The sequence below is a fragment of the Bacillus sp. NEAU-CP5 genome, assembly GCF_026420705.1.
Taxonomy (GTDB): domain Bacteria; phylum Bacillota; class Bacilli; order Bacillales; family Bacillaceae; genus Bacillus; species Bacillus velezensis.
In genome coordinates this window covers 166,720-185,326 of the sequence record NZ_JAPMOV010000002.1, presented here as the reverse complement: position 1 = coordinate 185,326, position 18,607 = coordinate 166,720, and the positions used below count along the sequence as shown (strand labels likewise).

The window sequence follows — 18,607 nt, the reverse complement described above, 5'->3', positions numbered from 1 at the left end:
TTATCAACCTTTCGCTCAGTCTACTGTTCCTGCGAAAAATAAAGCTGTTCAATAATACTAATATAATCAATTCTCGGTGAGTATCCAAGGGAAATCGGAAAGGAAGCATCTTCTAATTCGTCTTTGCGAATTGATTTTCTGCCATTGTTCTCCTTTCTCTCCCAAAAGACAAACAGCTTGTCGGCTTCGAGGAAATAAACCTTTCCGAAAGCGGATATAATAACAAAACAAATGCCGTCTTGCCTGACCACCTGCTTCATATGTTCAATCTGATGATCATGAAAATTCTGCAGGGGAAATGCCGTTTTGTTTTTTGTTTCTTTTGCCTCAAAATCAATGTAGCGTCCTTTATAAATGCCGTTGTAGTCGGTTGTGGAAGACTGTTTAAAATAAGCTTCCTTAATGACTGCGGCGCTTCTTTTCGGATAGTGGACGTTTACAATCTGGACGGGTGTCGGCTTTTTGTGAATGACAGCAATTTGGTTAGCCAGATAATACTTATTCGTTTCATTCAGATCGTCTTCGAGGGTCATGCCGCGATTACTGTATGAATGAGACCGTTTCTGGCTGTTTTGGGATGAAACCGTTTTGTTCGGCTGAAAAGTTTTTCCATTCGGGTACCGAATCACTTTTTCCATCCTCCTTATCAAACTAATAGTGACGGAAGTGAATGAACGTGCATAAACGACAGACCGTAACCGCCATTCTTCGCCTGATCGAAAAAGAGACGAAAATAAAAAATGCTGATAATATTTCCCGGACGAATGCCTATAAAGCATATTATGACCGCCATCCTGAGATCAAGTGGCCGCTTTTGGCATCCTTTGTGTCCCGCAATGCGGGCTGGTCGATGACTGATTTAAGAGGCGTCCTTTATCAGGAGGGCCTTGACAGCAGTCAGAAAAACTGGTTTTTCCTTTCGTATGAAAGGGCGAATTGGCTGATTTTTTCTGATGCCTATCCTCAGCTTCTGGTCTACCAGTGGTCAAAACAAATCGGCGAACCTCTATTCCGTCATCTTCCTTATTTCCGCGTCTCGGCTTTTATGCAGGAAGAATGGTTCCGCTTTTGGCGTGACGGAGATACGGAACGGCTCATGTATGCTCTTATTATAAATGAACAAAACACTATCCAAGCACCTATTATACAAAATCCTTCGTTTAAAAAGAATGTTTTTGGCACGATTCCTTTTTATTTAAGTGATTGGTTTCACTTTAATACGGTGATATTCCCTTCATTTAACGGACATTTATACGGAATTTCCGTTAAACGGTTTTCAAAAACCGAAGAGAGAATTACGCTCGGAAAACAGCTGGCCCGCCTTCTGTTCAGCCCTGATCTTCACGCTTCTTTTTACCGTTTTCTTGATACCGTTCCTCATACCGGTTCACGCTTTGATATGGAGAAAATGATCGGCATCAAAAAAAGAACATCACCGATGCTGAGGACAACCTATCCCATTGTTGCCCACCCATTAGACGGCGAAAAGGCGGATTGGTTTCAAAAAAGGTTAAGAAAAGGGGCTTTCTTACAGGAGAAAATGCCGAAACAGCTTGAACTGACGGACTGGTACTTCCAGAAAAGACGGGAGCTCCATGCGCTCTTCGCAGTTAAAGAGTGGCTGAAGAAATGAAAAAGCCCGAAACCGTTCGCTGGGGTTTCGGGCTGCTGATGTGTTACGTGGAAGGGCGGTTTGGGCCGCCTAATTTTTTATCAAGCGTATCAGTCGTTTTTGCTTCGGTTTTTTGCTGTTTACCTGCATTTTTCGGTCTCGTTTTCATACGGCACCTCCTCAACTGTATCGTTTGCATTAACGTGCCGGTTCATACAAAGTTTGCGGCACTTTTTTGTCGAAAGGCACGCCTTTTAGGATAATCTCTGTTTGTTTGCCGAACTGCTTCTAGTTTTGTCATGTGCAGAGGAGAGCGGTATGAAAACGAGAATTATATTCTAAAGAGACGCAAGTGATAAAAGGGAGGAACATGAATGTCTGTTTACACGAGCAAGGCTGATATTCTCCGTCTGCTTTCTGATATCGAAATCCGGATTTCTGCTGCTGAAAAGACGCTTACCCAAGCAGTCAGATCCTGTCAGGCGGAAGCTGAAGAAATCAGGCAGGAGAAACTTTCCCGCCTTGAGGAAGAGGCGCGGGAGCTTCATGTTTGTATTGATGACCTGTTTTTGGCTGACCGGCGTAAAAAGGATTTGCCGAGAGCCTGCCGGATCAGCTGATTTTATGCAAAAACTTTGGTACCATATGTACTGAGGTGAGTCCGTTTGCAGACACAGTCGTTATTGGAGCTGACAGAACAAATGATAGAGGCGGTTCTGGAAGCCGAAAAAAGGTATCAGGATGGAAAAGAGTCAGGCTGTTCATATGATTTTTTTGAGATTATTAAACCCGATGTTGGAAAAAGAGACCGGCTTTGCGCGCTTTGGACAGAAGCAGCGCTTGCGTTTATTCAGGAAAACCGTCCGAAATACGTTCATCACGCACAAATTCAGGCCGTTACAGAAAATTTCGGAGAGCTGATGCTCCAATCATATGTTCATCATATTCATAAAAAAAGATACAGGGATTTAACTGAATCTGTTTTATATACGCTTCGTATATTAAGGGATGAAATTGAAAAAGAAGGCAGCTGAAAACGGCTGCCTTCTTTTATATAAAGGGGTCGGGTATGTTATTCATACGCCGGGTTTTCTGCTCCACTTGCTTCGAGAACCTTCATACTGTTTCGAAATTCGGTTGCGGTGAGATGGCCTTGAATATAGAGGAATTTTGCAAAGTCCATCAGTTTATCTGCACAATCTGTTTCATATTTTTTCACTTCAGCAAAACGCTTTCTTAAGTATGATACGTTCATAATGGTGCATCCCCTCTCATGTATGTTGAGATTATGGTAACATAACGATTCGACTTTTTTCTGTTTTTAAAAAATTAAGACTTTCGACAGCATTTGACAAAGATCAGAATCTCCGAAAGCACATAACCAAGGCGGAATTCATACATATATAGCAGAAACTTAGTGAGAGACAAGGGGGAATGTCATATGCAATGGAGAGCGCAGCCATATCAAAATATGTACCAGCAGCCGGCGGGATATTTCTACCCGCAGCAGATACAGCCGCTGCAGCAGCCGAGTCCGCAGCAGATACAGCCATTACAGCCGCCGTATCCGCAGCAGATACAGCCATTGCCGCCGCCGCCATATCATCAGCAAGGGCAGTACCCGCAGCAATTTTATCCGAATCAGGAATACGGTCATATGCAGCAGCCGTTTGCTCCCCCTCCTCCTCAGGCAGGCATGCCCGGGGGACAGCCGGGGTTTGTGAATCCTTACCCCGTTCCCAGACCGAATCAGCAGCAGTCTTCCCAATTCTCAGGCATACTCTCCCAGTTTAAAAAAACGAACGGACAGTTTGACTTTAATAAAATGATGGATACAACGGGGCAGATGGTAAGCGCCGTAAATCAGGTCGGATCGCTGGTGAAAGGCCTCACCAGTATCTTCAAATAAAAAGCATGAATGATATCCATCATTCATGCTTATTTTTTAGGGAAAAAGAGGGTAAGCGTCTGTTCATTCCAGGATGTTTCCATATCTTCTTCACTCACCTTATACGGGAGGACAACGGTTCTTGTCATGCTTGAAGACACATGGGATGAATGAGCCTGTTTATGATCGTAGCGGATTGTAACGTGAAGGTAGCACCCTTTCGTTTCCACCAGCATATCCCCGTCACGGAACGTCTCGGGGACGCCGATATCAACCGCGAGGCCCGTCGGCTCTTCTCTGACGTCAATCGTCACTTGCGCTTCAGTAAAAGCCGAATTGACAAGGTGCTGAAAACCCTGCATCAATTCTGCGAAAGGACCTGAGTGAAAAAATTGGTCCATCGCATGGCTGATGATGTCCTCATTTCTTTGCGGATCAAGTTTATCGTTTTGTGATTGATCCATATGACCACCGCCTTTTTACAAACAGACTATGCGATGTTATGCCGTATGGTTAAGAATTGAAGGAAAAAAGAAAGTATGGTTAAATAGTGGAGAATAAACTGGTAACGGATTCACATTTAGGAAGGGGAGCACAACACATTGCTGAAAAAATTATTCGGATTGGGAGACAGCCGGAAAAAGCCGGCCGAGGAAGTGATTTTTTCTCCGGCTGACGGAGCGGTGATGGATTTGGCTTCAGTGCCGGATCCCGTATTTTCACAAAAAATGATGGGGGACGGGATCGCCGTCGAGCCTGCAAACGGAGACATTGTTTCACCGGTTGAGGGAGAAGTGATTCAGCTGTTCCATACAAAACATGCTGTCGGCATCCGCACCCTTTCCGGAGCGGAACTTTTGATACATGTCGGTTTGGATACCGTCAATATGAACGGCGAAGGCTTTGAAGCGCATGTAAAAGAAGGAGACAAAGTGAAAACAGGCGATCTGCTTTTAACGTGCCGGCTGGATTTAATAAAAGAAAAAGCAAGCAGCACCGTCATCCCTATGGTGATTATGAATGGCGATGCCGCAGAACCTTTGCAATTTGCAGGCGCAAATGAAGCGAAAAAAGGACAAACAGAGCTTTTTACGATAAAAATGAAGTAGGCAGGGGCTGATTCCCTGCTTTTTTTCTTGTGCAGGATTTTCATCTAGCCAGGCAAACAAATATTCGGTAAACTGTACCTCATAAAGAGGTGTGAACGATGAAGAAAAAATCACTGAACGAACTGATTCAGGAATTAAAAAATCATGAAAATATTGTGCATTGGCATGAAGAGGAACCGCGGGAGGCGAAAACCATGCCGATGCCGGAGCAAGTAGATCCGAACATTCGGGCGGCTCTCGAAAAGAGGGGGATCGAGCGGCTCTTTACACATCAATACTCCGCTTTTCAGACGGTTCAAAACGGAGAAAGCATTGTAGCTGTCACACCGACGGCCTCCGGAAAAACACTGTGCTATAATCTTCCGGTTCTTCAGTCTATCGCGGAAGATGCCTCAAGCCGCGCGCTTTATTTATTTCCGACAAAGGCGCTCGCGCAGGATCAAAAAAGCGAGCTGAACGAAATCATAGACGAGACGGGCATGGACATTAAAAGCTTCACCTATGACGGAGATACGTCTCCGGCCATCAGGCAGAAAGTCAGAAAGGCCGGGCATATTGTGATTACAAATCCCGATATGCTTCATTCAGCCATTCTTCCCCACCATACAAAATGGGTGAGTCTGTTTGAAAACCTGAAATATATCGTCATTGATGAATTACATACGTACCGGGGCGTATTCGGCAGCCATGTGGCGAACGTCATCCGCCGTTTAATGAGAATCTGCGCTTTTTACGGAAGCAAGCCGTCATTTATCTGCACATCCGCCACAATCGCCAATCCGAGGGAGTTGGCGGAGCAGCTGACGGGAAAATCTGTGCGCCTGATTGACGACAACGGAGCCCCGGCCGGAAGAAAGCACTTTGCTTTTTACAATCCTCCGATTGTAAATAAACCGCTGCATATTCGAAAAAGCGCCACCGTGGAAGTGAACGAACTTGCCAAAACTTTTTTAAAAAATAAGATCCAGACGATTGTTTTTGCCAGAAGCCGTGTCCGGGTTGAAATTATTTTAAGCCACATTCAGGAGATCGTAAAAAAAGAAATCGGCTCGAAGTCTGTCAGAGGCTATCGCGGCGGATATCTTCCGAAAGAAAGAAGAGAAATAGAGCGGGGGTTAAGAGACGGCAGCATTCTCGGCGTTGTCAGCACAAACGCGCTGGAGCTCGGCGTTGATATCGGCCAGCTTCAGGTCTGCGTGATGACGGGGTACCCGGGCAGTGTCGCGAGCGCATGGCAGCAGGCGGGCCGGGCCGGACGGCGGCAGGGAGAGGCGCTTATCGTGATGGTGGCGAACTCTGATCCGATTGACCAATATATTGTGCGCCATCCTGATTATTTCTTTAAACGCTCGCCTGAATCTGCAAGGATTAATCCCGATAATCTCATTATACTGGTCGATCACCTGAAATGCGCCGCGTATGAGCTGCCTTTCAGAGCCGATGAAACATTCGGAGAAAATGATGCAAGAGACATTCTTGAGTATTTAGAGGAAGAAGGGGTGCTTCACGAAAACCGCGAACGCTACCACTGGGCGAGCGAATCTTTTCCCGCCTCCAACATCAGTCTCCGTTCGGCGTCACAGGAAAACGTGGTCATTGTTGACCGGTCAGAGACGGCTGATGTAAAAATCATCGGAGAAATGGACCGCTTCAGCGCGATGACGCTTCTTCATGATGAAGCGATTTATCTTCATGAAGGGGTGCAGTACCAGGTTGAAAAGCTTGATTGGGACCATAAAAAAGCGTACGTGCGAAAGGTCGATGTCGAATATTATACAGATGCCAATTTAGCGGTGCAGCTGAAAGTGCTGGACATTGACAGAACGGACAGCAGAAAGAAAACGGCCTTACATTTCGGCGATGTAACCGTGAACGCACTTCCGACAATATTTAAAAAAATTAAAATGACGACATTTGAAAATATAGGATCAGGGCCGATTCATCTTCCAGAAGAAGAACTGCATACCAGTGCTGCGTGGCTTGAATTGAAAGAGACGGATTCGGAGATCGGCGAAAAAACGCTTGAACAGCTGCTTTTAGGCATTGCCCACGTCCTGCAGCATATCGTGCCTGTATACGTCATGTGCGACCGAAATGACGTGCATGTCGTGCCGCAAATCAAAGCCGCACATACCGGACTTCCGACAATCTTTCTGTATGATCATTATCCGGGCGGAATCGGACTTGCTGATGAAGTATATAAGCGATTTGATGAAATCAATGAAGGGGCTGAGCGCCTGATCAGACAATGTCCATGTCAAGACGGATGTCCTTCCTGCATCGGTTCCGAAATAGAAGGAATAGATGCAAAGAAAGCGATACTCCGGCTCTTGAATTACGTGTAAAAGAAAAGGGGGACGAAAGATGTCCTTGAAAAATAAATTAAAGCGGATGAAAAACCACCTGAATGTGCCGGAAGCTGAAAAAAAGCCGGCAGCTTCACAACTTTCGGTCCCGGATATTCAAGTCCCATTTAGAGAAGAATGGGAGGCATTCGGAGTGAAGCCTTTCTTTTTTGAGGATGAATACTGTCTTATCCGTGAAACCGTCTATCCGCTTTCGCACCGTCACGGACGGTACAGCTTCAGTGAACTTGATGACGTCATGGCATTATGGAATAAAGGCGGTTTGACACATACTTTATCAGCAGAAGGATACGAAAAAAGCCAGCTGTTCTTCTTTGATACTGAAACGACCGGCCTCGGCGGCGGGGCCGGCAATATGATCTTTTTGCTCGGTCATGCAAGAGTGTATGAAGACCGTGTCGCGGTTAAACAGCATCTGCTTCCTAAACCGGGAAACGAGACGGCTCTTTACAAAAGCTTTTTAAGTGAGGTTGACATTACGTCTCTTGTTACGTATAACGGAAAAGCCTTTGACTGGCCGCAGGTAAAAACTAGGCATACATTGCTGCGGGACAGGCTTCCGAAACTTCCTGCCTTCGGTCACTTTGATCTTCTGCACGGGGCGAGACGGCTTTGGAAACATAAATTAGAGCGTGTATCGCTTTCAGCGGTTGAAAATGAAGAGCTTGCTTTTAAAAGGGACGAAGACACACCTGGTTATTTGGCGCCGATGCTGTATTTTCAATTTTTAAAGGCGGAGGACCCGGCTCTTTTAAAGGGAGTGCTCTCACATAATGAACAAGATGTGCTTTCCCTCATCGCTCTTTACATCCATATGTCAAAAAAGATTTTTGCATCTTCTGATCAAACGTCAGAACGTCAGGAAGCATACGCCATGGCGAAATGGTTTATCGCTCATAAAGAAACCGATCGGGCTGTTTCACAGCTGGAAGCGCTGCAAGGCAAAGCCTTTGAAGATTCGGATCGGGCCCTTTTTGACTTAGCAATGCTTTATAAAAAACAAAACCGCAGGCAAGACGCCGTGCCCCTTTGGGAGAAACTGACGGGCTCTGCTCTTCACATATGCAGACACCAATCAGCGGTAGAGCTGGCGATCTATTTTGAACATCACGCAAAAGATTACAAAAAAGCGCTGCAGGTCGCGCAGCAGGCGGCAGAAGACGGGGAAATATCGGAAAAAGAAGCCGAGAAGCTCCATGTGAGAATTGCCCGGCTCAAGAGGAAATATTCCTCTTGAAATATTGCCCGGGAAAGCGCAAAAGCCGAGCTGTTTCGCCAAAAATATTTTTTTCTGAATCCGCATCGATTTTGTTGTAGAATGGTGCCGCATCTTGTAAAATAGCGTTAGTTATTTATAGGGGAGAGTTGGTATGTATAAAGGTGTTTTTTACTTGTTCTTTGTCGTGGTTTTTTTGATTGCGTTTGTATTTTCGAATTTTAAAGACAGTTTGCTGACGCACTTTTAAATTGGGTGATTGAATTAGAACATGTACCCTCTTTTCTTCATAACCTAACAGTGTAATAAAAGTTAATGGAGAGGGGATTTAGCATGTTTCATCATCATTGTTGCAGACCAAACGTGATGCCGCCGATTGTCCATCCGACTCATTGCTGTGAACACCATTGCTTTTCTAACACGGTTGTGCCGCATATTCATCCGCAACATACAACTAACGTAAATCACCACAACTTTGAGCACGTTCATTACTATCCGCACACTTTTTCAAATGTTGACCCGACAACTCACCAGCATTTTCAGTGCGGAAGCCCTTGCTGCGATCATTAGTATTGAACGCTTAAGCAAGATCGGTTAGGATATCAGCAAATCAAAATGGGGCCCGATGGGGAGCCCCATTTTTTAAGCAGGTGATCAATTGAAAGTATTAGCCGTAACAGGATACAAGCCGTTTGAACTCGGGATTTTTAAACAGGATGACCGGGCGCTTGTTTATATAAAAAAGGCGATAGAAACGAGACTCAGAAGCTTTATTGACGAAGGCTTGGAATGGATTCTCATATCCGGACAGCTGGGGACTGAGCTTTGGGCGGCAGAAACGGCGTACGATCTCAGAGAAGAGTATCCGGAATTAAAGGTTGCCGTTATCACACCTTTCTACGGCCAGGAGGAAAAGTGGAAGGATCCGAATAAAGAAATGTATGAAGCGGTGCTTGCTCAGGCAGATTATGAGGAGAGCCTGACGCATCGGCCGTACGAAAGTCCGCTCCAATTCCGGCAGAAAAACGCGTTCTTTATTGAAAAGTCAGATGCGCTTTTGCTTTTATATGATCCTGAAATGGAAGGATCGCCGAAATATATGCTGCAGCAGGCAGAAAAACGCCGTGAAACAGACGGATATCCGATTTATTCGATTACGATGGATGATCTCCGTGCCGCCGTTGAAGAAGAAGATTTCTTTACATAACACGTCAGAGAATATTTGACAACGGGACGTGTTTCTGAATAAAATATAACATGATGATTCACGATATGAGGTGAAAAAGATGCTTGCTGATAAAGTAAAGCTTTCTGCGAAAGACATTTTGGAAAAAGAATTTAAAACAGGCGTTAGAGGTTACAGACAAGAAGACGTTGACAAATTTTTAGATATGATTATTAAGGATTATGAAACCTTTCATCAAGAAATTGAAGAACTGCAGCAAGAAAATCTGCAGCTGAAAAAACAGCTTGAAGAAGCAAGCAAAAAACAGCCGGTGCAGTCCAATACAACCAACTTTGACATTCTGAAAAGGCTGTCCAACCTTGAGAAGCATGTATTCGGCAGCAAACTTTATGACGAATAAGGCAGAAGCACTTGTCAAATGAGACAAGTTGCTTTATAATGAACAAGTGTTCTTAACGTTCGGGTAATCGCTGCAGATCTTTGAATCTGTAGAGGAAAGTCCATGCTCGCACGGTGCTGAGATGCCCGTAGTGTTCGTGCCTAGCGAAGAAATAAGCTAGGGCAGCCTTGATAGGCTGACGGCAGGAAAAAAGCCTACGTCTCCGGATATGGCTGAGTATCCTTGAAAGTGCCACAGTGACGAAGTCTCATCAGAAATGGTGAGAGTGGAACGCGGTAAACCCCTCGAGCGAGAAACCCAAATTTTGGTAGGGGAACCTTCTTGAAGGAATTGAACAGATAGAAGGACAGAATGCTTTCTGTAGATAGATGATTGCCGCCTGAGTACGAGGTGATGAGCCGATTGCAGTACGACGGAACAAAACATGGCTTACAGAACGTTAAACATTATTGATATGACAAATTAGAGCTCTCCTTTAAAGGGGAGCTTTTATCTTGAATGAAACGAAAGCTTAAAAAGAGACAGGGTGATACGATGAAGAAGTACACACTAATAGCGACGGCGCCGATGGGAATCGAAGCGATCGTCGCCAAAGAAGTGCGTGATTTAGGTTATGAATGCAAAGTAGACAACGGAAAAGTCATTTTTGAAGGAGATGCGCTTGCGATCTGCCGCGCTAACTTATGGCTGCGGACGGCTGACCGCATCAAGGTACAGGTCGCCGAGTTTCAGGCGAAAACGTTTGATGAGCTGTTTGAAAAAACAAAAGCGATTGACTGGCACGCGTACATTCCGGAAAACGCCAAGTTCCCCGTTATCGGAAAGTCCGTGAAATCAGTGCTTGCCAGTGTGCCTGACTGCCAGCGGATCGTCAAAAAGGCGATAGCGGAAAAGCTGAAACTGCAATCAGGAAAACAAAATGAATGGATTGAAGAAACGGGCCCTGAGTATAAGGTGGAGATTTCCCTTTTAAAAGATAAAGCCGTACTTACACTGGATTCATCAGGAACAGGCCTTCACAAAAGAGGATACAGGGTTGATCAGGGAGGAGCTCCGATTAAAGAGACGCTCGCTGCCGCGTTAATTCAGTTAACCAACTGGACGCCTGACCGTCCGTTCGTTGATCCGTTCTGCGGTTCCGGCACGATCGCCATCGAAGCCGCTTTAATCGGGCAAAACATTGCTCCCGGTTTTAACCGTGATTTTGTTTCAGAGGACTGGGAATGGATCGGAAAAGAACTGTGGGACAAGGCGCGTCTTGAAGTGGAAGAAAAGGCGAACTATGATCAGCCGCTGCAGATCTTTGCCAGTGATGTGGATCACCGGATGGTAAACATCGCCAAAGAAAACGCAGAAGAAGCGGGACTTGGTGACCTGATCGAATGCAAACAAATGCGGGTGCAGGATTTTACGACGAAACTCGAATACGGCGTAATCGTCGGAAACCCTCCGTACGGCGAACGGCTCGGCGAAAAAAGGGAAGTCGAGCAGATGTATAAAGAAATGGGCCGGGCATTTGAATCTCTTGATACATGGTCTGTCTACATGTTAACGTCAAATGAACAATTTGAAGAGGTCTACGGAAGAAAAGCAACCAAAAAACGGAAGCTCTTTAACGGTTTTATCAAAACGGATTATTATCAGTACTGGGCTAAAGTGCGGCCGCAGCGGAAAAAGCCGCAACAAAGAGAAGACGCCTGAAACAGCGTCTTCTCCGGCATCTTTACGTTTTATTCTGCCATTACCAGCGGTGCGCTTTTGCGTTGCTCCGTAAAATAATGTTGGTCTGGGACATTTCGGTGTGGCCGTTCACTTGCGATTTAGAGCGTTTCGGCCGCGTCCAATTGTGATGAAACAATTCAGAATGCTGATCTAATCGATCTTTATAACTCATGTAACCATCACTCCCGGATAGAATAATTTTGTGAAGATGGATATTCAATCGAATATCTGTTGTAGTTTGTGCAGGTCAGGTGCGGATCATTCAGAATGGCATGTATAGAAAGTGAAGCATCGGCATAGAATGATGATTATTTCTATTTGAGAGGTGATCTTATTTTATGCTGAACAGCGAGCACTTCAGTAAAATACAAAAGGCGTTAGACGCAACTGCTTTCCGGTTGGAGGAAGCCGGAGCGGAGTTCGGTCCTTCCGCCATGACACACGCACAGGAAGAACTTGAAAATGCGGTAAAACATACACATTCAACAGACCATCCGTTCCTATGTACACATATCATTAACCGGAAATGATAATGGCAAAAACTTGGCGAGGCCAAGTTTTTTTATTGTATTGAAAAGGGTTAAATGATATTATAGATGGTCTGAATGCCGAATAGTTAGGGGTTGGAGTTGGGTGACAACATCACGTTTGCCTTTTGCTTTAACAAAAGAAAAGAATTTTTATGAAGAATTGAACAATTGGATTGGTGACGTGTTTTACGATATCCTTCCCGAGAAAGGCTTTGACCTTCGGGATGAGCAGGTATTTATGGCGTTTCAGCTTGAACGGGCATTTAAAGAGAAAAAGGTCATGTTCGCTGAGGCAGGAGTCGGTACGGGGAAAACGCTGGTGTATCTGCTGTTTGCCATCAGCTATGCCAGATATACTGGTAAACCGGCCATTATCGCATGCGCCGATGAAACGTTAATTGAACAGCTTGTCAAAAAAGAAGGCGACATTTCCAAGCTGACAGAACATTTGGATCTGCAGATTGATACACGGCTGTCCAAATCCCATGAGCAGTATCTGTGTCTGAAAAAGCTGGAGAAAACGATGCAGCGTTCTGATGATGAAAAGTGGCTGGATCTTTATGAGTCGCTGCCTTCATTCGTACACGAATCACAAGCGATGCAGCGCTTTTATCCGTACGGCGACCGCAAACAGTACGCTGATCTGACGAATGAAGAGTGGGCAGGCGTCAGCTATGATTCCTTCCAAGATTGTTTAACATGTGATATGAGACATAGATGCGGTTTAACACTTTCAAGAGATCATTACAGAAAATCAACGGATCTGATTGTTTGCTCCCATGATTTCTACATGGAACATGTATGGACGGAAGAATCACGCAAAAGGGAAGGACAGCTGCCGCTTTTGCCGGATCACAGCGCCGTCGTGTTTGATGAAGGACATTTGCTGGAATTCGCCGCGCAAAAAGCGTTAACCTATCGCGTGAAGCAGTCGACGCTCGAGCTGTTTTTAGAGCGCCTGCTTCAAAATGACATCAGAGAGGAATTCGCCGAACTGATTGAAGATGCCCTTGCCGCAAACGATGAGTTTTTCTATGTGCTGTCAGAGGAATCGAAGGAAATCGCCGGCTCTCACCGATTGGACATCCAAAACGATCAGCGTGTTAAGCGTGCGGCTGACGAATTGTGCCGTCTGCTCGATAAAATCGGCGAGGCGCTCGTATTTGAATCGGAAATGTATACGATCGATAAGTACGAGCTGTCAGTTGTAGAAGAATACGTCGAACAAATGGCATATTCTCTGTCGCTGTATCAAAAGGATGCCATCAGCTGGCTTGAAACGCGGGATACAGACTCAACGTTTGTCGTTATGCCGAGAACAGTAGCCGAAGTTTTGGGAGAAAAGGTCTTTTCTAAAAAGATCCCTTATATTTTCTCATCGGCCACTCTTTCTGAGGGCGGTTCATTTGATTATATCGCTGACAGCCTCGGAATCCGTGATCCTTTATCATTCACCGTTGAATCTCCGTACGATTACGAGGAGCAAATGTCTGTTGCGCTTTACGGTGACATGACGTCTGAGCAGAAAACAGCCGAAACGATTGAAACCATTAAGAAGAATGAAGGACGCACCCTCGTTCTTTTCCCTTCCTTTGAAGACATGAAGGAATTTAAAGAACAGGCTGCCGCGTGGGAGCTGCCGTATCCGATATACTACGAAGGTGATGAAGAGATCAGCAGTCTGGTCGAAAAATTCCAGCGGGATGAAGAATCCGTGCTTTGTTCCGTCCACTTATGGGAAGGTCTTGACATTCCAGGTGACTCGCTCCGGAATGTGACCATTTGGGCATTGCCGTATCCGCCTCATGATCCCGTGTTTACCGCAAAGCGGAACGGAGCGAAAAAAGATCCGTTTGAGGAAGTTGATCTGCCGTACATGCTCTTGAGAGTCCGGCAGGGAATCGGCCGCCTCATCCGTTCTAATCAGGACAGCGGAACCATATCCATTTATGCGGGCGGAGAAAGTGAACGGGTCCTGGCCGAAGTCAAAAAGATCTTGCCTGTTACACCGAAAATCGTATAAAACACAAAAGCTGCAGGATTCTTATCCTGCGGCTTTTTTAAATCCGGGAAGTTGACTTTATCACGGCATTCCATTAGCCTGTAATTGATAGTGAAAAGGGAGGGGAATGGATATGGATTTACATACATATGAAAAAGAGTTTTTTAATCTGTTAAAAAGAGTATCCCACTATGTCGAAGCCATTGCACTTATGCACTGGGACTTAAGAACGGGAGCCCCGAAAAAAGGCTCTGATGACCGGGCGGAAAGCATCGGACAGCTGTCGGCTGACGTTTTTCAAATCCAGACATCCGACCGGATGAAAGAACTGATCGACATCCTTCTCGTGCATGCCGAAGAGCTCTCTGAAGATACAGTGAAAGCGGCGGAACTTGCGAAAAAAGATTATGATCATAATAAAAAAATTCCTGAAGATGAGTATAAAGAATATGTCATTTTAACATCGAAAGCTGAAACGGCTTGGGAGGATGCAAAGGCGGCCTCTGATTTCTCTATGTTTGCTCCGTACCTTGAGAAGCTGATTAATTTTAATAAGCGGTTTATTTCGTATTGGGGCTATGAAGATCACCCATACAATGCATTGCTCGATATTTTCGAACCGGGTGTTACGGTAAAGGTGCTGGATCAGCTGTTTTCTGAATTGAAGGAAGCGATCATTCCGCTTATCAAAAAAGTGACGGCATCCGGCAATAAACCGGACACAGCCTTTATCACAAAAACATTTCCGAAAGAACAGCAAAGAGACCTCTCCTTGTATTTCTTAAAAGAGTTCGGGTATGATTTTGACGGCGGCCGCCTGGACGAGACGGTGCATCCGTTTGCGACGACAATCAACCGGGGCGATGTACGGGTGACGACCAGATATGACGAAAACGATTTCCGCACGGCGATTTTCGGAACGATTCATGAATGCGGGCATGCGATCTACGAGCAGAATATTGACGAAGCGCTGAGCGGAACGAACTTATCTGACGGTGCATCCATGGGAATTCATGAATCCCAATCGTTATTTTATGAAAACTTTATCGCCAGAAATCAACATTTCTGGACCGCCTATTATGAAAAAATGGTTGAGGCTTCGCCTGATCAATTTCAAGATGTGAATAGAGAGGACTTTGTACGCGCCGTAAATGAGGCGAAACCGACATTTATCCGAATTGAAGCCGATGAGCTGACATATCCGCTTCATATTATTATCCGTTATGAAATTGAAAAAGCAATTTTCAGCAATGAAGTGACAGTGGAAGAACTGCCTGCATTGTGGAATCAAAAATATCATGATTATTTAGGCATTACGCCGCCATCTGACGCAAAAGGCATTTTGCAGGACGTACATTGGGCGGGCGGCGATTTCGGCTATTTCCCTTCCTATGCGCTCGGATATATGTATGCGGCACAGCTGAAGCATACCATGCTTGACGATCTGCCTGAATTTGACCAATTAATAGAACGGGGCGATTTTGAGCCGATTAAACAATGGCTGACAGAAAAGGTTCATCAGCACGGAAGACGCAAAATGCCGCTTGACATCATAAAAGATGCAACGGGAGAAGAGCTGAACGTTCAATATCTCATTGAGTATCTCGTCGGCAAATATTCAAATTTATATTTATAAACGAAACGCCCGGCATACACCGGGCGTTTTTCTAAAAATTCTAAAAACACGAATAATCGAAACCGATTCTTTGTAAAAGTTCGGAAATATTCAAATTTCACTATGCAAAAGAAGTGTATCTTGTTATAATTTGATTAATATCATACAAACACTCATATAATCGCGTGGATATGGCACGCAAGTTTCTACCGGTCACCGTAAATGTCCGACTATGAGTGAGCAATGGAACGGCTTTATTCGGCCGTTGCGTGTAGATCATTCGGCATTGCTTGCTCTTTTTTTGGAGAGCGGGCAATGCTTTTTTTTATTTTTTATAAGCGGGGGTAATCATTGTGGAAGCATTAAAACGAAAAATAGCAGAAGACGGAATCGTTCTTTCTGATCAAGTGCTGAAAGTGGATTCTTTTTTAAACCATCAAATTGATCCGGTTCTCATGCAGCAGATCGGCCGGGAATTTGCGCGCCGTTTTGAAAAAGACGAGATAACCAAAATCGTCACAATTGAATCTTCGGGTATCGCCCCTGCGGTGATGGCTGGCCTTGAACTCGGCGTTCCCGTCATCTTTGCGAGAAAAAGGAAGTCTCTCACATTAACGGATGATCTGCTGACGGCATCCGTCTATTCTTTCACGAAAAAAACAGAAAGTCAGATTGCAATCTCCGGAAATCATCTGTCGAAAGATGACCGCGTGTTAATCATTGACGACTTTTTAGCGAACGGACAGGCGGCAGAAGGACTTTTATCCATCGTAAAACAAGCAGGCGCAGCGGTTTGCGGGATCGGAATCGTCATTGAAAAGTCATTTCAGCCGGGAAGAGATGAGCTGGTGAAAAAAGGATGCCGGGTCGAATCGCTGGCGAGAATTCAATCGCTTGAAGACGGAAAAGTGACATTTGTACAGGAGGTCCGTTCATGAAAAACGGCTATGCCAAAACACTTTCCCTCGGTATCCAGCACGTGCTTGCCATGTATGCCGGCGCCGTCGTCGTTCCCTTAATTGTAGGAGCGGCATTGGGACTGAACGCAGAACAGCTGACATATCTCGTATCAATTGACATTTTTATGTGCGGGGCGGCTACGCTGCTTCAAGTATGGAGGAATAAATTTTTCGGCATCGGCTTGCCTGTTGTGCTCGGCTGTACGTTCACCGCGGTAGCGCCGATTATTTCGATCGGTAAGGAATACGGGATTTCAGCCATTTACGGAAGCATTTTGGCATCGGGTCTGCTTGTCATTCTGCTGTCGTTTTTCTTTGGTAAGCTCGTATCGTTTTTCCCGCCTGTCGTAACCGGATCTGTCGTGACGATTATCGGGATGACCTTAATGCCGGTCGCGATGAATCATATTGCCGGCGGGGAAGGCAGCAAGGATTTCGGTGATCCGGCTAACCTTGCCCTCGGATTTACGGTGCTCGTCATCATCGTGCTGCTTTATCGGTTTACAAAAGGATTTTTGAAATCCATTTCGATTTTAATCGGCATTGTCATCGGGACGGCCATCGCATATTTTATGGGAAAAGTGCAATTTGACAATGTGGCGAATGCTGATGCCATTCAAATGATTAAACCGTTTTACTTCGGGACGCCGACATTTCATGCGGCACCGATTATTACGATGTCCATCGTTGCCATTGTCAGCCTTGTTGAGTCAACAGGCGTCTATTTCGCTCTCGGTGACCTGACAAACCGGCGCCTGTCTGAACGTGATTTAGCAAAAGGCTACCGCGCGGAAGGCCTGGCGGTATTCATCAGCGGCATTTTTAATGCTTTTCCGTACACGGCTTATTCCCAAAACGTCGGCCTCGTGCAGCTGACAGGAATTAAGAAAAACGCGGTTATCGGTGTCACGGGCGCACTTTTAATGCTCTTCGGCCTTTTTCCGAAAATCGCAGCCTTCACGACCATCATCCCGTCTTCGGTACTGGGAGGCGCGATGGTGGCCATGTTCGGCATGGTCATTTCCTACGGCATTAAAATGCTCAGTCAAATTGACTTTAAAAAGCAGGAAAACCTTCTGATCGTCGCGTGTTCGGTCGGATTGGGACTCGGTGTAACCGTCGTTCCCGATATGTTTAAGCACCTGCCGTCTTACTTAAATCTGCTGACCACAAACGGAATCGTCGCCGGAAGCTTTACCGCCGTCCTTTTGAATATTATTTATAATATGATTCCTAAAACGAAAAAAACCCTTGATGTGACAAGGGTTCAAGAGGGTTAGATATCTGTTTTCTTTAAAATAACATCTTATTTTATCCAGATCGAGGATGCTTCCGAAAGTTGCTGAACTTTTTGTGAGGCATCCTCTTTTTTTATTAGTTTCATTGTTTGAAAAGAAACAAATTGAGTGATGAGCTTCCACCTTATTTCGCCGAAAAACCGTCCCGAACTATATGTACGTGAACGAGTATCTTGTGCACGAATTCTTACAAAAGAGAGTAAAAGAAGGGAAAGCCCCTTCTTTTAATTAATCCATCCTTCAAAAGTTGCGCGATAGAACCCTTCGATTATCTCTACTTTCTTAAGGTAATATGTAACACCATTCTTAACAGTTGTATTTGGAATATCCCATCTATGAAGGTAATCCATTGTAAAAGAATCTTTGGTCGCTTGTGTCGAAATTTTTGTTTGAGTTGAGTCGATATTTGTATTACCAGGGCTAGATGCAAAAGCAGGGGCAGCGGAAACGAGTAAAGCGAGAGACAAGGCAGAACCAGTTAAAACTTTTTTTAATTTCATTTTTAACACTCCTTTATTTTTTAATACACTTGTATTATTACATACAATACAAAAATAACCAAGGGTTTTTTTGTTAATATTTTGTGAGCGTGAATTTAGTTAGGGGCAATCCTTTCATTCACTGTTGCGGCTTATGTCAGGATATTGATAAGTATATAGAGAAAAAGAGTTGAATATTGCTGGCCTCTGGTGAACTTTGGAACT

The 18,607-nt window shown here is 44.9% G+C and carries 22 protein-coding genes, 1 other RNA gene, 1 pseudogene and 1 riboswitch; of the genes and pseudogenes, 18 read left to right on the top strand and 6 right to left on the bottom strand.

Annotated elements, in window-relative coordinates; translation table 11 throughout:
* Positions 1-20: 20 nt before the first annotated feature.
* A complete protein-coding gene (recU, locus tag OTK50_RS06120) occupies positions 21-629 on the bottom strand; it encodes a Holliday junction resolvase RecU (protein ID WP_012117837.1) in 609 nt (202 codons plus the stop codon).
* Between the two features lie 41 nt (positions 630-670).
* Here recU and OTK50_RS06115 point away from each other — a divergent pair, with 41 nt between their 5' ends.
* Positions 671-1,633, top strand: coding sequence for a DUF2515 domain-containing protein (locus OTK50_RS06115; protein WP_044802164.1), 963 nt, complete (start codon positions 671-673; stop codon positions 1,631-1,633).
* A gap of 43 nt (positions 1,634-1,676) precedes the next feature.
* Here the strand turns inward: OTK50_RS06115 and sspM are convergent, their stop codons facing one another.
* Complete coding sequence (gene sspM, locus OTK50_RS06110; protein WP_003153525.1) at positions 1,677-1,781, bottom strand: acid-soluble spore protein SspM; 105 nt, start codon at positions 1,779-1,781, stop codon at positions 1,677-1,679.
* 205 nt (positions 1,782-1,986) lie between these two features.
* Here sspM and OTK50_RS06105 point away from each other — a divergent pair, with 205 nt between their 5' ends.
* Both OTK50_RS06105 and OTK50_RS06100 read left to right on the top strand, forming a co-directional pair.
* Positions 1,987-2,232 carry a DUF5446 family protein gene (locus tag OTK50_RS06105; RefSeq protein ID WP_014418233.1) on the top strand — a complete coding sequence of 82 codons (246 nt, stop codon included), beginning with the start codon at positions 1,987-1,989 and terminating at the stop codon, positions 2,230-2,232.
* Positions 2,233-2,277: 45 nt separating this feature from the next.
* On the top strand, positions 2,278-2,646 hold the full coding sequence (locus OTK50_RS06100; RefSeq protein ID WP_239033984.1) for a YppE family protein: 369 nt from the start codon (positions 2,278-2,280) through the stop codon (positions 2,644-2,646).
* Between the two features lie 38 nt (positions 2,647-2,684).
* Here the strand turns inward: OTK50_RS06100 and OTK50_RS06095 are convergent, their stop codons facing one another.
* Positions 2,685-2,867, bottom strand: a complete 183-nt coding sequence (locus OTK50_RS06095; protein WP_003153532.1) for a YppF family protein — start codon at positions 2,865-2,867, stop codon at positions 2,685-2,687.
* A 186-nt stretch (positions 2,868-3,053) separates the two neighbouring features.
* On the opposite strand from OTK50_RS06095, the gene OTK50_RS06090 reads away from it, so the two are divergent.
* Positions 3,054-3,521: a YppG family protein gene (locus tag OTK50_RS06090; RefSeq protein ID WP_239033985.1), complete on the top strand. Its 468-nt coding sequence runs from the start codon at positions 3,054-3,056 to the stop codon at positions 3,519-3,521.
* 29 nt (positions 3,522-3,550) lie between these two features.
* On the opposite strand, the gene OTK50_RS06085 is transcribed toward OTK50_RS06090, so the two are convergent.
* Positions 3,551-3,964 (bottom strand): Hsp20/alpha crystallin family protein, encoded by a 414-nt coding sequence (locus OTK50_RS06085; protein WP_007612169.1) that lies wholly within the window; start codon positions 3,962-3,964, stop codon positions 3,551-3,553.
* Positions 3,965-4,102: 138 nt separating this feature from the next.
* Between OTK50_RS06085 and OTK50_RS06080 the strand changes: the two genes are divergently transcribed.
* The 9 genes and pseudogenes from OTK50_RS06080 to OTK50_RS06040 all read left to right on the top strand — a co-directional run bounded on the left by OTK50_RS06080 (position 4,103) and on the right by OTK50_RS06040 (position 11,478).
* Entirely contained in the window at positions 4,103-4,609 is a 507-nt protein-coding gene (locus tag OTK50_RS06080) for a PTS sugar transporter subunit IIA (RefSeq protein ID WP_012117833.1), read from the top strand.
* A gap of 98 nt (positions 4,610-4,707) precedes the next feature.
* Positions 4,708-6,954 (top strand): DEAD/DEAH box helicase, encoded by a 2,247-nt coding sequence (locus OTK50_RS06075; protein ID WP_224182279.1) that lies wholly within the window; start codon positions 4,708-4,710, stop codon positions 6,952-6,954.
* A 19-nt stretch (positions 6,955-6,973) separates the two neighbouring features.
* On the top strand, positions 6,974-8,212 hold the full coding sequence (locus tag OTK50_RS06070) for a ribonuclease H-like domain-containing protein (protein ID WP_224223630.1): 1,239 nt from the start codon (positions 6,974-6,976) through the stop codon (positions 8,210-8,212).
* A 121-nt stretch (positions 8,213-8,333) separates the two neighbouring features.
* A pseudogene (locus OTK50_RS06065) lies at positions 8,334-8,441 on the top strand (hypothetical protein); the annotation flags it as partial.
* An 83-nt stretch (positions 8,442-8,524) separates the two neighbouring features.
* The gene (gene cotD, locus OTK50_RS06060; protein WP_003153539.1) at positions 8,525-8,761 is read left to right on the top strand and encodes a spore coat protein CotD; all 237 of its coding nucleotides are present in this window, start codon (positions 8,525-8,527) and stop codon (positions 8,759-8,761) included.
* A gap of 88 nt (positions 8,762-8,849) precedes the next feature.
* Positions 8,850-9,398 carry a DUF1273 domain-containing protein gene (locus OTK50_RS06055; protein WP_038458945.1) on the top strand — a complete coding sequence of 183 codons (549 nt, stop codon included), beginning with the start codon at positions 8,850-8,852 and terminating at the stop codon, positions 9,396-9,398.
* Positions 9,399-9,477: 79 nt separating this feature from the next.
* The gene (gpsB, locus tag OTK50_RS06050) at positions 9,478-9,777 is read left to right on the top strand and encodes a cell division regulator GpsB (RefSeq protein WP_003153541.1); all 300 of its coding nucleotides are present in this window, start codon (positions 9,478-9,480) and stop codon (positions 9,775-9,777) included.
* A gap of 55 nt (positions 9,778-9,832) precedes the next feature.
* An RNA gene (gene rnpB, locus OTK50_RS06045) (RNase P RNA component class B) lies at positions 9,833-10,214 on the top strand.
* Between the two features lie 97 nt (positions 10,215-10,311).
* A complete protein-coding gene (locus OTK50_RS06040; protein WP_082998883.1) occupies positions 10,312-11,478 on the top strand; it encodes a THUMP domain-containing class I SAM-dependent RNA methyltransferase in 1,167 nt (388 codons plus the stop codon).
* A 40-nt stretch (positions 11,479-11,518) separates the two neighbouring features.
* Here OTK50_RS06040 and OTK50_RS06035 read toward each other — a convergent pair whose 3' ends face one another.
* Entirely contained in the window at positions 11,519-11,671 is a 153-nt protein-coding gene (locus tag OTK50_RS06035) for a YpzG family protein (protein ID WP_003153548.1), read from the bottom strand.
* A gap of 166 nt (positions 11,672-11,837) precedes the next feature.
* Here OTK50_RS06035 and OTK50_RS06030 point away from each other — a divergent pair, with 166 nt between their 5' ends.
* From OTK50_RS06030 to pbuX, 5 genes are all read left to right on the top strand, one after another.
* Positions 11,838-12,029: a hypothetical protein gene (locus OTK50_RS06030; RefSeq protein ID WP_003153550.1), complete on the top strand. Its 192-nt coding sequence runs from the start codon at positions 11,838-11,840 to the stop codon at positions 12,027-12,029.
* A 103-nt stretch (positions 12,030-12,132) separates the two neighbouring features.
* Complete coding sequence (locus OTK50_RS06025) at positions 12,133-14,052, top strand: ATP-dependent DNA helicase (RefSeq protein WP_044802168.1); 1,920 nt, start codon at positions 12,133-12,135, stop codon at positions 14,050-14,052.
* A 112-nt stretch (positions 14,053-14,164) separates the two neighbouring features.
* Positions 14,165-15,667 (top strand): carboxypeptidase M32, encoded by a 1,503-nt coding sequence (locus tag OTK50_RS06020; protein WP_088461038.1) that lies wholly within the window; start codon positions 14,165-14,167, stop codon positions 15,665-15,667.
* Between the two features lie 132 nt (positions 15,668-15,799).
* Positions 15,800-15,899, top strand: a riboswitch (purine riboswitch).
* 100 nt (positions 15,900-15,999) lie between these two features.
* Complete coding sequence (gene xpt / locus OTK50_RS06015) at positions 16,000-16,584, top strand: xanthine phosphoribosyltransferase (RefSeq protein ID WP_012117825.1); 585 nt, start codon at positions 16,000-16,002, stop codon at positions 16,582-16,584.
* Positions 16,581-17,885: a xanthine permease PbuX gene (pbuX, locus tag OTK50_RS06010; RefSeq protein ID WP_021494222.1), complete on the top strand. Its 1,305-nt coding sequence runs from the start codon at positions 16,581-16,583 to the stop codon at positions 17,883-17,885. The genes xpt and pbuX overlap by 4 nt, the downstream gene beginning before the upstream one ends.
* 242 nt (positions 17,886-18,127) lie before the next feature.
* Here the strand turns inward: pbuX and OTK50_RS06005 are convergent, their stop codons facing one another.
* On the bottom strand, positions 18,128-18,403 hold the full coding sequence (locus OTK50_RS06005) for a hypothetical protein (RefSeq protein WP_007612144.1): 276 nt from the start codon (positions 18,401-18,403) through the stop codon (positions 18,128-18,130).
* Between the last annotated feature and the right edge of the window lie 204 nt (positions 18,404-18,607).

Excerpts from the sequence above, each read along its gene's own strand:
- OTK50_RS06020 (WP_088461038.1), top strand. The coding sequence starts at position 14,165 with ATGGATTTACATACATATGAAAAAGAGTTTTTTAATCTGTTAAAAAGA.
- OTK50_RS06105 (WP_014418233.1), top strand. The coding sequence starts at position 1,987 with ATGTCTGTTTACACGAGCAAGGCTGATATTCTCCGTCTGCTTTCTGAT.
- OTK50_RS06040 (WP_082998883.1), top strand. The coding sequence starts at position 10,312 with ATGAAGAAGTACACACTAATAGCGACGGCGCCGATGGGAATCGAAGCG.
- OTK50_RS06085 (WP_007612169.1), bottom strand. The coding sequence starts at position 3,964 with ATGGATCAATCACAAAACGATAAACTTGATCCGCAAAGAAATGAGGAC.
- OTK50_RS06115 (WP_044802164.1), top strand. The coding sequence starts at position 671 with ATGAACGTGCATAAACGACAGACCGTAACCGCCATTCTTCGCCTGATC.
- OTK50_RS06095 (WP_003153532.1), bottom strand. The coding sequence starts at position 2,867 with ATGAACGTATCATACTTAAGAAAGCGTTTTGCTGAAGTGAAAAAATAT.
- OTK50_RS06090 (WP_239033985.1), top strand. The coding sequence starts at position 3,054 with ATGCAATGGAGAGCGCAGCCATATCAAAATATGTACCAGCAGCCGGCG.
- OTK50_RS06035 (WP_003153548.1), bottom strand. The coding sequence starts at position 11,671 with ATGAGTTATAAAGATCGATTAGATCAGCATTCTGAATTGTTTCATCAC.
- OTK50_RS06075 (WP_224182279.1), top strand. The coding sequence starts at position 4,708 with ATGAAGAAAAAATCACTGAACGAACTGATTCAGGAATTAAAAAATCAT.
- sspM (WP_003153525.1), bottom strand. The coding sequence starts at position 1,781 with ATGAAAACGAGACCGAAAAATGCAGGTAAACAGCAAAAAACCGAAGCA.
- cotD (WP_003153539.1), top strand. The coding sequence starts at position 8,525 with ATGTTTCATCATCATTGTTGCAGACCAAACGTGATGCCGCCGATTGTC.
- OTK50_RS06030 (WP_003153550.1), top strand. The coding sequence starts at position 11,838 with ATGCTGAACAGCGAGCACTTCAGTAAAATACAAAAGGCGTTAGACGCA.
- OTK50_RS06070 (WP_224223630.1), top strand. The coding sequence starts at position 6,974 with ATGTCCTTGAAAAATAAATTAAAGCGGATGAAAAACCACCTGAATGTG.
- pbuX (WP_021494222.1), top strand. The coding sequence starts at position 16,581 with ATGAAAAACGGCTATGCCAAAACACTTTCCCTCGGTATCCAGCACGTG.
- gpsB (WP_003153541.1), top strand. The coding sequence starts at position 9,478 with ATGCTTGCTGATAAAGTAAAGCTTTCTGCGAAAGACATTTTGGAAAAA.
- OTK50_RS06005 (WP_007612144.1), bottom strand. The coding sequence starts at position 18,403 with ATGAAATTAAAAAAAGTTTTAACTGGTTCTGCCTTGTCTCTCGCTTTA.